This window comes from Methylobacterium aquaticum (assembly GCF_001043915.1).
Lineage (GTDB): Bacteria > Pseudomonadota > Alphaproteobacteria > Rhizobiales > Beijerinckiaceae > Methylobacterium > Methylobacterium aquaticum.
In genome coordinates, this window is the sequence record NZ_LABX01000122.1 from 37,911 (window position 1) to 50,641 (window position 12,731).

Genomic DNA, 12,731 nt, shown 5'->3' on the forward strand with positions numbered 1-12,731 from the left:
GACGTCAGGCCGCGACCGCGACAAGCCCGTCGGTCCGGCGGACCTTCCGGCCGAAGGCGAGCATCAGGACCGCCCCGACCAGCAGGCAGGCGCCGACCGCGATGAGCGGCGCGGTGAACCCGCCCGAGAGGTCGCGCACGAGGCCGATCATGTACGGCCCGGCAAAGCCGCCGAGATTGCCGATCGAGACGATCATGGCGATCCCGCCGGCGGCGGCCCGCCCGGTGAGGAAGCTCGAGGGCACCGCCCAGAAGGTGGCGACGAAGGAGTTGATGCCCATGACGGCGACGCAGAGCGCCGCGATGGTGAGGACGGGCGTCGGGGTAAAGGCACTCGCCAGCAGGGCCGCCGCGCCGACGACGAGCGAGATCGCCGGGTAGATCGTCCGGTCGCGGCCGCGATCCGACATCCGGCCCCACACCACCATGGCGACCGCGCCGCAGATATAGGGGATCGCCGTCACCACCCCGACGAGGGAGGTGGCGAGGCCGAGTTGCTTGATGATCTGCGGCAGCCACAGGCCGATCCCGAGCGAGCCGACAATGGCGCAGAAGTTGATGCAGGCGAGCATCAGCACGCGCCAGTTCCGCAGCGCCTGGGCGAGCGTCATCGTGTGCTTCCGCTCGATCGCCGCCTTCTCGGCCGCGAGCTTCGAGACCAGGGCGTCGCGCTCCGCCGGTGACAGCCACGCCGCCTTCTCGGGCCTGTCGGTCAGGACGAACAGGCAGGCGATACCCAACGCCACGGCCGGCACCGCCTCGAGGATCAGGAGCCACTGCCAGCCCTTGAGGCCGAACCCTTCGAGCTGGATCAGCGCGCCGGAGATCGGCGAGCCGAGGATGTTGGCGACCGGGATGCCGAGCAGGAACAGGGCGGTGGCCCGCGCCCGCACCGCGGAGGGGAACCACAGGCTGAGATAGAGGAACACGCCCGGCACGAACCCGGCCTCGCCGAGACCGAGCAGGAAGCGCGCGATGCCGAACTGCACCGGGCCGGTGACGAAGGCGGTCGCCGCCGACACCAGGCCCCAGGTGATCATGATCCGGGCGATCCAGATCCGGGCCCCGATCCGCATCATGATCAGGTTGCTGGGGATCTCGGCGATGAAATAGCCGAAGAAGAACAGGCCGGCGCCGACGCCGAAAGCGGTCGCCGAGAGGCCGATATCCTTGTTCATCGTGAGTGCGGCGAAGCCGACATTCACCCGGTCGAGATAGCTGATCACGTAGCAGACGAACAGGAACGGCAGGATGCGCCACATCATCTTGCGGTGAAGCGCCTGCTCGTCGACCTCGGCCGATGGCGCGACTGCCGGCTGCGCCGGTCCTGCCCGGGTCATGTCACCTGCTCCCTATCGTTTTTGCAACGGCGTTTCAAAATGACTACAATCGTCGCGCCGACGGGTCAAGCGCGCGGATTCCCAGAAGGGCCGCGGACGCGAGGGTCATCCGAGTGGTTTGGCGGCGGCGCGCGGCGCCGCTAAGGGAGGCGACGGCGAAGCCAGACATCCGTGAGCGTGAGACGAATGCCGAAAGAGGCCCGACCGAGACCCAAGCTCGAAGGCGTCGCCTCGGCGGAGCGGGTGCTGACCGTCCTGACCGCGTTCCGGCGCGGCGACGACGCGCTGGAACTGACGGAGCTTGCCCGCCGCACGGACCTCGTGAAGAGCACCATCATGCGGCTGTGCATCTCGCTCGAGAAGTTCGGCCTGATCGAGCGGCTGGATGACGGACGCTATCGCCTCGGGGTCGAGGCGGCGCGGATCGGCTCGGTCTACCAGCAATCCTTCGCGCTGGAGGAGCGGGTGGTGCCGGTGCTGGAGCGGCTCGCCGCCGAATCCATGGAGACCGCGTCGTTCTACATCCGCCGCGGCAACCAGAGGCTATGCCTGTTCCGGGCCGACTCGCCCTACCCTCTGCGCATGAACGTGCGGCCGGGCGACATGCGGCCGATGGACCAGTCGGCCATCGCGCAGGTGCTGGCGACCTTCGGCGACCGGACGGCCCCGCAGACGACGCCCGAGCTGCCGCTCTACACCTCGGGCATCACCGACCCGCACGTCGCCTCCCTGGCAATGCCGGTCTTCGGGGCCGGTGGCAGGCTCATCGGCGCCCTCGCGCTGTCCGGTCCCTCGTCGCGCCTCACGTCCGAGCAGGCCGACCTCCTCGCGCCGAGGCTCCGCGACGCCGCCGAGCGCCTGTCGGCCGAGTTGGGGGCGCAGACCTGAGGCGACACCGAACCTGTCACGGGCGCGGCCGTCGCGAAGGCCCGGCCTGGTCGGTGGAGTAGACGGGAGATTGGGATCGCCCCGGATGGGTGGGGCAATCCGACCTCCGCCACCGGGAGAGGACCAGCCGTGTCGGCACGCTCCGGATCGCCGGCCGCGCACGCTCGACGACCCGGCGGTGTCCGGGCTATGTCCTGCCGATGAACGGAATCGTGGTCGTCGGCACCGGACAGGCCGGCTTTCAGCTCGGTGCCTCCTTGCGGGAGAACGGCTATGCCGGGCCGGTGACCCTGGTCGGCGACGAGCCGGGCCTGCCCTACGGACGGCCGCCCCTGTCGAAAGCCTACCTGCTGGGCAAGACCGACGCGGCGGGTCTGGCCCTGCGGCCGGACGCCTATTTCGCCGAGCACCGGCTGACCATCCGCGCCGGTGAGCGCGCGGTCGCGATCGACCGGGCGGCACGCCGCCTCCTGCTCGCCTCCGGCGAGGCGCTCGCCTATGACCACCTCGTCCTGGCGACCGGCTCGCGCAACCGCCCGCTGCCGGTGCCGGGCGCCGATCTGGCGGGCGTCCACCAGTTGCGCACCCTCGCCGACGCCGACGCGCTGAAAGCGGCACTCGCCGAGGCCCGCGCGGTCGCGGTGGTGGGGGCCGGCTTCATCGGGCTCGAATTCGCCGCCATCTGCGCCCAGAAGGGCTGTCCCGTCACGGTGATCGAGGGGCTGGACCGTCCCCTCGCCCGCTCGGTGTCACCGGCCATGGCGGCGCTGATCGAGACCTCCCATGTCCGGGCCGGCACCCGCTTCCTGTTCGGCCGCGCGGTCTCGGGGCTGATTGGGCCGGACCGCGTCCGGGCCGTCGCCCTGGCAGAGGGGCACGAGGTCGCGGCCGACCTCGTCCTCGTCGGCATCGGCATCCTGCCGAACGACGATCTGGCGCGGGCGGCGGGCCTGCGGGTCGAGAACGGGGTCGCGGTCGATGCGATGCTGGCGACCGAGGATGCGGCCATCTCGGCCATCGGCGACTGCGCCAGCGTGCCCTCGCCCCACGCCGGCGGGGCGCGGGTGCGGATCGAATCGGTGCAGAACGCCGTCGACGGCGCCCGCTGCGTCGCCGCACGCCTCGCCGGCCGGCCGGCGGCCTTCACGGCGGTGCCGTGGTTCTGGAGCGACCAGGGTCCGCTCAAGCTCCAGATCGCCGGCCTGTGCCAGCCGCACGATCGCGCCGTGCGCCGGGGCGATCCTGAATCCGGCAGCGTCTCGGTGTTCTGCTACCGGGCCGGGCGCCTCGCCGGCGTGGAATCGCTCAACCGCCCGGCCGACCACATGATCGCCCGGCGCCTGCTCCAGACGGGGCGGAGCCCGACGCCCGAGCAGGCCGCGGATCCCGGCTTCGATCTCAAGGCTCTCGCGCTCGGCTGAAAGCCTGTGCTACGCTGCGTCACCTCCGGGCGGAGACGCAGACCATGCCCATCAAGGCAGCCGTCGGCATGCATGCCAGGGGGCCGAGTGGCCTTCTTGAGGGCACCTGGCAGCCGGCGGCGCCCGGCGCTCCGGTCGTCCTGATCCTCCCGGGCTCCGGCCCGACCGATCGCGACGGCAACAACCCGGGCGGGGTCGCGGCGGGCACCTACCGGCTTCTCGCCGAGGGACTGGCGGCGCGCGGCATCGCTTCGCTCCGCGTCGACAAGCGCGGCATGTATGGCAGCCGCCTCGCCGCCGCCGATCCGAATGCGGTGACGCTCGGCGACTATGTCGACGACGTCCGGGCCTGAATCGCCGAGATCCGCCGGCGCGACGCGACGGCGCCGATCTGGCTTCTCGGTCACAGCGAGGGCGGGCTGGTGGCCCTGTCGGCGGGCGGCGCTCCGGATCTCGCCGGGCTGATTCTCGCGGCGGTGCCGGGGCGCCCGCTCGGTGCCGTGCTGCGCGAGCAGCTCGCCGCTAACCCGGCCAATGCCGGCCTCATGCCCGAGGCCCTGGACATCCTGGCGCATCTCGAGCGCGGGGAGCGGGTGGAGACGGTGAGCCCGATCCTGCTCCCGCTGTTTCGCCCCGCGGTGCAGGGCTTCCTGATCAGCCTGCTCCGGATCGATCCGGCTGCGATGATGGCCGAGATGCGGGTGCCGGTGCTCATCCTCCAGGGCACGCGCGACATCCAGGTCGGCCGCGCCGACGCGGACGCGTTGCACCGGGCAAACAAAGCGGCCCGCCTCGCGATTCTGGCCGATGTCAATCACGTCCTCAAGCTCGTCGGGTCGAACGACCGGGCGGCGAACATCGCGACATACCGGGATCCCGACTTGCCCCTGGCCGCGGGGGTGATCGAGGCGGTCGCCGCGATGGTCGGCGGCAGGATCGCGGCGCCCTGATCCGGCCGCGCTCATGCCGCCCGGACCGTTTCGACGAGGCGGCGCACCGTCGTGCTCAGCCATACCATCGGCCCAAGATGCTGACGCATCGGGCCGATGAGCCATCTCGAATTTTCGGTACTCAGCCAAAGGCTGAACGAAAATTGGAGAACGCAACCAAAGGTTGTTTTCTTTCGACCGTTGGCATCAGTCAGCCGTCGCGAGACCATCGTCGCCGATCCCGCGTCAGGGCCGAGGGTCAGCGATCGTTCTCGGTGGTGAGTTCACTCGGGGGGATCCCCTTGTCCGGGGCATCGGCCGGACGCAGGCGGGCGCCGGGAGAGGCGCCGTCGATCAGGTCCACCCCGGCGGCCGTGAGGGCACCACGGATCGCCGCCCGCTGCTCGGGCGAGGGTGGATAATGTCCGGCCTCGTATTGGCGGATGCTCTCCGCATCGACATTGGCGCGCAACGCCAGATCGTCCTCGGACCAGGCCAGCAGGTCCCGGGCCTGGCGCAGCTGCGCCGTCGTGATGTCGTCTGCGCCGTTCACTGAACCTTATCCCCTGCTCTCGTCACGACCGGCTCGCCGGCCGATTCCCGCCGGTGCGGCTTCCTGCTAACGGCGAGGCTCCGCTTTCGTTGCCACACCCACAAGCTTTCGCGAGTCCTGCCATATTACCGCCAAGCTTGCCGCATAATTGCAACAGTCGTCGGCAAGATGCCGATGCGGGGCATCTCCGCCTGCGGCCAGGGTTGCGGGTGCGGGGTGCCCTCTCTACGGTCCGCCTCAACACGACAAGACGAATGGGGATTGCGATGAAGGCGATGCAGGTTGCGCTGGCCGCCGGTGCCGTCGCGCTGTTGGCGTCGGCCACGCAGGCTTCGGCACAGAACATGATGGGCTACGGCCAGAAGAACCGGGACAAGGCCGCTCAGCCGCAATACATCCCGCCGATGAAGGCGCAGGAAAAGATTTTCCCGCTCGATTCGACCTGGACGGCGGTGAGCCTCAACGGCAAGCCCTTCGCCGGGACCGAGCGGCCGAGCTTCATCATCGACAAGCAGTACCGCGCCCGCGGCTTCGGCGGCTGCAACACCTTCGCGGCGACCGCCTTCCCGCTCAAGGAGCAGCACCTCGCGGTCGGCCCGCTGGCGCTGACCAAGCGGAGCTGCGACAAGGCGGTCGGCGCCTCCGAGATGCAGTTCCTCACCGCGCTCCGCACCTCGGGCCAGTGGGACCTCGTCGGTTCGCAACTGGTGATCAAGAGCCAGGCCGGCGAGCTGCGCTTCGACCGCGCCCTCTGATGCCGACGGCCTCGGTGGCGTTGCGTGGCGCCACTCCACTGAGGTCTTGGGTTCTGCACGCTCGGGCCGTGCCTGATTTTCACCGCCGCACCGGCGTTCGCGTCGGTGACGGACGCTGAGAATGCCGACGCATCAGGCGGCTGGTTGATCGCGCGTTGTCGCTGTCGAGCCCAGACGGCCGCGGGCCTGGGCTTGGCAAAAATCCGGGACCGGAACCACCGTCGTTCCTGTCGCCCGTTGGCACGGCTCGTCATTCTTTCGCAGCATGTCGGAACGGCTCCGTCCATCGGCGGGGCCGTTCGCGCGTGCACGCGGCTGGGAGAAACGATTTACCGCCGCGCTCCAGTGCTTTAAGGCGCTCTCTCGTCCAGAGGACGGCCCGGGCTTTCGGCCCGCGTCGTCCCGCGGCCCAACGAGAACGACGGATGCGAGGAGGAACCGGGATGCGGTCGATGTCGAGGAGGGTGCTGCTCGCGGCGGCGTTGCTGGGAGGCACAGTGGTCGGCGCACAGGCGCAGGACAAAACGCCGGTGAAGCTCGGGGCGATCGAGATCCTGACCGGGCCGAACAGCCGCTACGGGATCGCCATCCAGCGCGGCTTCGACCTCGCGCTCGCGGACATCAACAAGGCCGGCGGCGTGCTCGGCGGCCGTCCGCTCGCCCTCGCCTATGAGGACTCGGCCGGTGCGAAGGAGCAGGCGCTCAACGCCGCCCGCAAGCTGATCGGCCGCGACAAGGTCCCGCTGATCCTCGGCCCCACCCTGTCGAACGAGATGTTCGCCGCCGGCCCGGTCGCCAACGAGCGCAAGGTGCCGATCGTCGGCACCTCGACGACCGCCAACGGCATCACGGCCATCGGGCCCTACGTCTTCCGCACCTCGCTGCCGGAATCCGACGTCATCCCGGTGACGCTCAAGACCGCCAAGGACAAGTTCGGCCTCAAGCGCGTCGCCGTGATGTACGGCAACGACGACGCCTTCACCAAGTCGGCCTACGACGTGATGAAGGCGTCGCTGGAGAAGCTCGGCATCGAGACCCTGACGACCGAGACCTTCGGCTCGAAGGATTCGGATTTTTCCGCGCAGCTCACCAAGATCAAGGCGCTGAACCCGGACGCGATCGTGCTGTCGGCGCTGGTCGAGGCGGCATCGGGCATCGAGTTGCAGGCGCGCCAGCTCGGCATTCCCGAGACGGTGTTCTTCATCGGCGGCAACGGCCTGAACTCGCCCAAGCTCGGCGACATCGCCGGCAAGGCGGCGGACGGCACCCTGGTGGGAAGCCCGTGGTTCGTCGGCAAGCCGGACGCGGCCAACCAAGCCTTCGTCAACGCCTTCAAGGACAAGTATGGCGGCGACCTGCCCGACCAGTTCGCAGCCCAGGCCTACGACACCCTGTTCATCGTCGCCAAGGCGATCGACGCGGCCGGCGCGCCGGACTCCGAAAAGATCAAAGATGCGCTGATCAAGGTGAAGCATACCGGCGTGATGGGCCCATTCTCCTTCTCCGAGACCCGCGACCCGGCGGATACCTCCGGCGTGGTGGTGCTGGTGATGAAGGGCGGCAAGTTCCAGCTGTTGCAGTAGTCAACACACCCGTCCGAGGCGGGGCGTCTCCCCTCCCCCAGGCGATCCCGGGATCGCCTGGGACGGGGAAATCTGCGCTTTGCGTCAACGACGCTCCCCACCCCACCGATTGACCCGCCGCGCGATATCGGCCACGTCGCAGCCTCGTCATCCTGTTCGGCCCTGAGGCCGGGCCGCAGCGGGCGCCGGGCGCCCATCGAAATCTCCTCGCTCCCATGCTTGAGCAGCAGCTCGTCAACGGTGTCGTGCTCGGCGCGACCTACGCTCTCTTCGCCATCGGCTTCACGCTGATGTTCGGGGTGATGGGCGTCATCAACCTCACCTACGGGGTCTACTTCGCGCTCGGCGCCTTTGCGGCGCTCTGGAGCACGCAAGCGCTCGGGCTGCCGATCTGGGCCGCCCTGCCGATCGGCGCGCTGATCGCGGGCGTGATCGCGGTGATCCTCGACACGCTGCTCCTCACCCGCCTGCGCAAGGCCAAGGCGCCGGAACTCGCCTCGCTGATGGTGACGCTGGGTGCCACGCTGTTCCTCTATGCCGGCATGGCGGCGGCGCTCGGCACCGAGATCCGGCGCTTCCCGGCCGAGATCTTTTCCGGCGGCGCGTACAGCCTCGGCGACGTGCGGGTCGGCACCACGCAGATCCTGATCCTCGCCGCCGCCATCGTGCTGATGCTGGCATTGCTGGCGCTGGTGCGCGGCTCGCGGATCGGGCTGGCCATCCGGGCGGTGGCCGAGAACCCGGACGCCGCCTCGCTGATGGGGATCAACGGCGCCCTGATGCTCCGAGTGGTCTCGTTCCTGTCCGGCGCCATCGGGGGCGCCGCCGGCGTGCTCGTCGGGCTCAACTTCAACGCCATCCAGCCCTTCATGGGCGAGCACATGATGCTGCGCGGCTTCGCGGTCATCATCGTGGGTGGGCTCGGCGACCTGCGCGGCGCCCTTCTCGCCGGCCTGCTCCTGGGCCTCGCCGAGGTGCTCACCGCTGCCTATCTCTCGTCGACCCTCAAGGACATGATCGCCTTCGCGCTCCTCGTCGCCACCCTGTGGTTCCGTCCGCTCGGCCTGTTCGGCCGCGCCGCCGCCAAGCGGGCTTAGATCCATGTGGGACGCCCTCGACGACTTCTACTGGACCTACCAGAGCCTGATTCACGGGATCGGGGTGAACGGCATCCTGGCCCTGTCGGTCTACGTGGTGCTGGCGGTGGGCCAGCTCTCCCTCGGCCAGGCCGCCTTCATGGGCGTCGGCGCCTATACGGGCGCCCTGCTCTCGGTGAAGCTCGGCGCGCCCTTCGCCGTCTCGATGCTGGCCTCCGCCCTGGTGCCGGCCCTGCTCGCCCTGGTCGTCGGCGGGCCGACGTTGCGGCTCACCGGCGTCTACCTCGCCATCGCGACGATCGGGCTTGGCGAGATCACCCGCATCGTCTTCCTCAACTGGGACTATGCCGGAGGGGCGCTCGGCCTCTCCAGCATCCCGGAGCGCGGCGGCGTACCGGCGATCTACGGCACGCTGGCGGTGCTGCTGATCGGCCTGACGCTGGTGGCGCGGTCCCGCATCGGCCGCGCCATGGAGGCGATGCGCGAGGACGAGGCGGCGGCCGGCGTGATGGGGGTGAACCTGCCGCGCTACCGTCTCGTGGCCCTGGTCGTTTCCTCGGCGATGGCCGGGGTGGCGGGCTGCCTCTCGGCCCATGTCTCCTCGTTCATCGGCCCCAACGAGTACGGCTTCGAGACCGCGGTGACGATCCTGAGCTACGCGCTGCTGGGCGGGATCGGATCGCCGCTGGCGCCGGTGCTGGGCTCCACCATCCTGACCCTGCTGCCCGAGGTGCTGCGCCCCCTCGCCGATTTCCGCCTGATGGTGAACGGCCTCATCATCGTGCTCGCCGTCCTGTTCATGCCGCGGGGCATCCTGCCCTGGCGCATCGCCCGGACCGGCTGACGGCCATGGCTCTGCTCACCGTCCAGGGGCTCACCCGCCGCTTCCAGGGCCTCGTCGCCGTCGATTCGGTCGACCTCGCCGTCGAGCCCGGCACCGTCCACGGGCTGATCGGGCCGAACGGCGCCGGCAAGACCACCCTGTTCAACCTCGTCTCCGGCGTGCTGGCGCCCAGCGCCGGCAGCGTGCGCCTCGGCGACCAGCCGCTCGACGGTCTGCCGCCCTACCGCCGCACGGCTTTGGGCCTCGCCCGCACGTTCCAGAACATCCGCATCTTCTCCGAGATGACGGTGCTGGAGAACGTGATGACCGGCCGGCACACGCAGCTCTCGTCGACCTGGGGCGTCCTGCTGCGCGGCTCAGGCTTCCGGGCCGAGGAACGCCAGGCCAAGGCCAAGGCCCGCGATCTTCTCGCCTTCGTCGGTCTGTCGGAGGCGGCCGACGCCCGCGCCGGCGACCTGCCCTATGGCGACCAGCGCCGCCTGGAGATCGCCCGGGCGCTCGCCTGCGAGCCGCGGCTCGTGCTCCTCGACGAGCCCGCCGCCGGCATGAACCCGGCCGAGACCCACGCCCTCCTCGGCCTCCTGCGCCGCCTGCGCGACGAGCGCGGCCTGACCCTGCTGCTCGTCGAGCACGACATGCCCCTGGTGATGAGCCTGTGCGACCGGCTGACGGTCCTGAATTTCGGCCGCCGGATCGCCGACGGCACGCCGGCGGAGGTGCGGGCCCACCCGGCGGTGATCGAGGCCTATCTGGGCACCGGCCGCCACGAGGTCAGCGTCAGCCGCGGAGCGGTGTCGTGAGCGAATTGCTCTCCGTCGAGGGACTGCGCCTCGGCTACGGCCGGGCCGACGTGGTCCACGGCATCGGCCTCGCGGTGCGGCGCGGCAGCATCGTCTCGCTGATCGGGTCGAACGGCGCCGGCAAGACCACGATCCTGCGCAGCCTCTCGGGCCTCATGAAGCCCCGGGCCGGCCGGGTGCTGTTCGGCGACGGGTCTCGCGTCGACATCGCCGGCGAGGCGGCCCACCGCATCGCGCGCCGCGGCATCGTGCAGGTGCCGGAGGGCCGCCAGGTCTTCGCCAACATGACGGTGGCCGAGAATCTCCGGCTCGGCGCCTATCACGTCCCGGGCCCGGAGGCGGCGCGCCGGCAACAGGCGGTCGAGGCGCGGTTCCCGCGGCTCGCCGAGCGGCTGCGCCAGCAGGCCGGCTATCTCTCGGGCGGGGAGCAGCAGATGCTGGCGATGGGCCGCGCGCTGATGGCCGAGCCGGTCCTGCTCCTTCTCGACGAGCCGTCGATGGGCCTCGCCCCCCTCATCGTCGACGAGATCTTTTCCATCATCGCCGCGTTGCGGGCGGAGGGGCGCACCATCCTGCTGGTCGAGCAGAATGCCAGCGCGGCGCTCGCCATCGCCGATTACGCTTACGTGCTGGAAACCGGCCGGATCCGCCTCCAGGGCCAGGCGGCGGAGATCGCCCGCAACCCCGAGGTAACGGCGGCCTATCTGGGAGCGTGATAAGAGTTCCGGGCGTTTCCTTCGGACAGCGTATCGCCGGCCCGCGCGTCACGGACGCGGTCGATGGAGAGGAGCCCTCATGACGGAGTGTCTCATCGTCGGTGCCGGGCCGGTGGGCCTGACCCTGGCGGCGGAACTGGCCCGCTACGGCGTCGGCGTGCGCCTCATCGACCGGGCCCCGCACGCCACCGAGACCTCGAAGGCGCTCGTGGTCTGGTCGCGCACGCTCGAACTGATGGACCGCATGGGCTGCACGGCGGCCTTCCTCGAGGCGGGCCTGCGGGCATCGGGCGCCTCGATCCGCAGCGGCGGGACGGTTCTGGGACGGCCGCGTTTCGAGAGCATCGCGAGCGCCTACAACTTCGCCCTGATGATCCCGCAGCGGGACACCGAGCGCCTTCTCGCGGCACACCTGCGATCCTTCGGCGTCGCGGTCGAGCGAGAGGTGGAACTGGTCGGCTTCCACGCGGAGGCGGACGGCGTCGAGGTCCGGCTGAGGCATGCGGATGGCCGCGAGGAGCGGGTGAGCACGCCGTGGCTGATCGGCTGTGACGGGGCCCACAGCCCGGTGCGGCACGGGCTCGGCCTCGCTTTCGCGGGCGCGGCGCAGGGCGACGACTGGCTGCTCGCCGATGTGCGCCTCGACGGCCCGGAGGCGCCGCCGCCGGACGAGATCGCCACCTACCTGCACCGCGACGGCCCCTTCGTGGTCTTCCCGATCCCGGGCCGGCGCGCCCGCATCGTCGCGACCCTGGGCCGGACGGACCCGCTGCATCCGCGCCCGATCCCCACGCTCAACGATGTGCAGGCGCTCATCGACCGGCGGGCCGGCGGCGGCTTTCGCGCGTCCGATCCGGTCTGGCTGACGCATTTCCGCATCAACGAGCGCAAGGTCGCCCAGTACCGTCATGGGCGGGTCTTCCTTGCCGGCGACGCGGCGCATATTCACAGTCCAGCCGGCGGCCAGGGCATGAATACCGGCATGCAGGACGCGGTGAACCTCGCCTGGAAGCTGGCGATGGTGGAGCGCCGCCAGGCCGCCCCGTCCCTTCTCGACAGCTACAGCCCCGAACGGAGCGCCGTCGGCGATCTGGTGCTGCGCAATGCCGGGCGGCTCACCGACATGGCGACGCTGTCCAACCCGGCAGCGCAGGCCGCGCGCAACCTTGCGCTCCGCTTCCTGCTCGGCCTTCACGCCGTCCGCGACAGGATGGCCACGACGATGAGCGAGATCGAGATCGCCTATGCGGGCTCTCCCCTGTCGATCGGGCCCGGCGCCGGCGCCCGCTGGGAGCCTGACGCTTATGATGGACCACCGCCGGGCAGCGGACCTGCGCCCCGTTTCGTCCTCTACACCGCCGACGCCGCACGCGGCACCGCCTTGACCGGACGCTTCCCCGGCCTCCTCGAACCGGCACCGCGGACGACGACGGACGCATCCCGCCTCTTCATCGTCCGGCCCGACGGCTATGTCGGCCTGTCGGCAGGAGCAGCCGCTTGGGGTGACGCGGAGCGCTACCTCCAGGCGCTGGCCTCTTGAAGCTCGGGGTTGATACAGATCCGGGGGACATGCCGGCCCCAGAGGTTCGGGCAGCCCCCCTGCCCTCGCCTGTTACCACGACCGCAACCGTCCGATCCCACCCGAGTTGACAGGCGAGCCGGCTACCCTTAGACAGCCGCTCACCGACGGGGCGCCGAGCAAACGGCTCAGCCCTCCGGGACATCCCGAGAGAGAAGACAGCAAGGGCCAGGGCGACCTGGACCTGCTTCCGTTTCTCCAGGGGATGAGATCTGGCTCTCAGCCCG

General features: G+C 70.3%; 13 protein-coding genes. 11 read left to right on the plus strand and 2 right to left on the minus strand.

Features of this window, described 5'->3' with window-relative positions; translation table 11 throughout:
* Nucleotides 1-4: 4 nt before the first annotated feature.
* Nucleotides 5-1,339 carry an MFS transporter gene (locus tag VP06_RS16445; RefSeq protein ID WP_048464858.1) on the minus strand — a complete coding sequence of 445 codons (1,335 nt, stop codon included), beginning with the start codon at nucleotides 1,337-1,339 and terminating at the stop codon, nucleotides 5-7.
* Between the two features lie 186 nt (nucleotides 1,340-1,525).
* Here VP06_RS16445 and VP06_RS16450 point away from each other — a divergent pair, with 186 nt between their 5' ends.
* The 4 genes from VP06_RS16450 to VP06_RS16460 all read left to right on the plus strand — a co-directional run bounded on the left by VP06_RS16450 (nucleotide 1,526) and on the right by VP06_RS16460 (nucleotide 4,598).
* Complete coding sequence (locus VP06_RS16450) at nucleotides 1,526-2,227, plus strand: IclR family transcriptional regulator (RefSeq protein ID WP_048464859.1); 702 nt, start codon at nucleotides 1,526-1,528, stop codon at nucleotides 2,225-2,227.
* 200 nt (nucleotides 2,228-2,427) lie between these two features.
* Nucleotides 2,428-3,648 (plus strand): NAD(P)/FAD-dependent oxidoreductase, encoded by a 1,221-nt coding sequence (locus VP06_RS16455; protein WP_048464872.1) that lies wholly within the window; start codon nucleotides 2,428-2,430, stop codon nucleotides 3,646-3,648.
* A 44-nt stretch (nucleotides 3,649-3,692) separates the two neighbouring features.
* Nucleotides 3,693-4,001: an alpha/beta hydrolase gene (locus tag VP06_RS37230; RefSeq protein ID WP_197093218.1), complete on the plus strand. Its 309-nt coding sequence runs from the start codon at nucleotides 3,693-3,695 to the stop codon at nucleotides 3,999-4,001.
* A 69-nt stretch (nucleotides 4,002-4,070) separates the two neighbouring features.
* Nucleotides 4,071-4,598 carry an alpha/beta fold hydrolase gene (locus VP06_RS16460; protein ID WP_245291202.1) on the plus strand — a complete coding sequence of 176 codons (528 nt, stop codon included), beginning with the start codon at nucleotides 4,071-4,073 and terminating at the stop codon, nucleotides 4,596-4,598.
* 238 nt (nucleotides 4,599-4,836) lie between these two features.
* Here VP06_RS16460 and VP06_RS16465 read toward each other — a convergent pair whose 3' ends face one another.
* Nucleotides 4,837-5,130, minus strand: a complete 294-nt coding sequence (locus VP06_RS16465) for a helix-turn-helix domain-containing protein (RefSeq protein WP_053081851.1) — start codon at nucleotides 5,128-5,130, stop codon at nucleotides 4,837-4,839.
* Between the two features lie 254 nt (nucleotides 5,131-5,384).
* On the opposite strand from VP06_RS16465, the gene VP06_RS16470 reads away from it, so the two are divergent.
* The 7 genes from VP06_RS16470 to VP06_RS16500 all read left to right on the plus strand — a co-directional run bounded on the left by VP06_RS16470 (nucleotide 5,385) and on the right by VP06_RS16500 (nucleotide 12,465).
* Nucleotides 5,385-5,885 (plus strand): META domain-containing protein, encoded by a 501-nt coding sequence (locus VP06_RS16470; protein WP_425350918.1) that lies wholly within the window; start codon nucleotides 5,385-5,387, stop codon nucleotides 5,883-5,885.
* 452 nt (nucleotides 5,886-6,337) lie between these two features.
* Nucleotides 6,338-7,468: an ABC transporter substrate-binding protein gene (locus VP06_RS16475; protein ID WP_245291203.1), complete on the plus strand. Its 1,131-nt coding sequence runs from the start codon at nucleotides 6,338-6,340 to the stop codon at nucleotides 7,466-7,468.
* 215 nt (nucleotides 7,469-7,683) lie between these two features.
* Nucleotides 7,684-8,565, plus strand: a complete 882-nt coding sequence (locus VP06_RS16480) for a branched-chain amino acid ABC transporter permease (RefSeq protein ID WP_048464861.1) — start codon at nucleotides 7,684-7,686, stop codon at nucleotides 8,563-8,565.
* 4 nt (nucleotides 8,566-8,569) lie between these two features.
* Nucleotides 8,570-9,409, plus strand: a complete 840-nt coding sequence (locus VP06_RS16485) for a branched-chain amino acid ABC transporter permease (RefSeq protein ID WP_048464862.1) — start codon at nucleotides 8,570-8,572, stop codon at nucleotides 9,407-9,409.
* 5 nt (nucleotides 9,410-9,414) lie between these two features.
* On the plus strand, nucleotides 9,415-10,209 hold the full coding sequence (locus VP06_RS16490; protein ID WP_048464863.1) for an ABC transporter ATP-binding protein: 795 nt from the start codon (nucleotides 9,415-9,417) through the stop codon (nucleotides 10,207-10,209).
* A 5-nt stretch (nucleotides 10,210-10,214) separates the two neighbouring features.
* Complete coding sequence (locus VP06_RS16495; RefSeq protein WP_048464875.1) at nucleotides 10,215-10,925, plus strand: ABC transporter ATP-binding protein; 711 nt, start codon at nucleotides 10,215-10,217, stop codon at nucleotides 10,923-10,925.
* A 79-nt stretch (nucleotides 10,926-11,004) separates the two neighbouring features.
* Nucleotides 11,005-12,465, plus strand: a complete 1,461-nt coding sequence (locus VP06_RS16500; RefSeq protein ID WP_048464864.1) for an FAD-dependent monooxygenase — start codon at nucleotides 11,005-11,007, stop codon at nucleotides 12,463-12,465.
* The last annotated feature ends 266 nt before the right edge of the window (nucleotides 12,466-12,731 follow it).

Bases quoted from the DNA above. Each gene is read 5' to 3' on its own strand.
- VP06_RS16480 (WP_048464861.1), top strand. From the start codon at position 7,684: ATGCTTGAGCAGCAGCTCGTCAACGGTGTCGTGCTCGGCGCGACCTAC.
- VP06_RS37230 (WP_197093218.1), top strand. From the start codon at position 3,693: ATGCCCATCAAGGCAGCCGTCGGCATGCATGCCAGGGGGCCGAGTGGC.
- VP06_RS16455 (WP_048464872.1), top strand. From the start codon at position 2,428: ATGAACGGAATCGTGGTCGTCGGCACCGGACAGGCCGGCTTTCAGCTC.
- VP06_RS16475 (WP_245291203.1), top strand. From the start codon at position 6,338: ATGTCGAGGAGGGTGCTGCTCGCGGCGGCGTTGCTGGGAGGCACAGTG.
- VP06_RS16485 (WP_048464862.1), top strand. From the start codon at position 8,570: ATGTGGGACGCCCTCGACGACTTCTACTGGACCTACCAGAGCCTGATT.
- VP06_RS16450 (WP_048464859.1), top strand. From the start codon at position 1,526: ATGCCGAAAGAGGCCCGACCGAGACCCAAGCTCGAAGGCGTCGCCTCG.
- VP06_RS16445 (WP_048464858.1), bottom strand. From the start codon at position 1,339: ATGACCCGGGCAGGACCGGCGCAGCCGGCAGTCGCGCCATCGGCCGAG.
- VP06_RS16490 (WP_048464863.1), top strand. From the start codon at position 9,415: ATGGCTCTGCTCACCGTCCAGGGGCTCACCCGCCGCTTCCAGGGCCTC.
- VP06_RS16470 (WP_425350918.1), top strand. From the start codon at position 5,385: ATGGGGATTGCGATGAAGGCGATGCAGGTTGCGCTGGCCGCCGGTGCC.
- VP06_RS16500 (WP_048464864.1), top strand. From the start codon at position 11,005: ATGACGGAGTGTCTCATCGTCGGTGCCGGGCCGGTGGGCCTGACCCTG.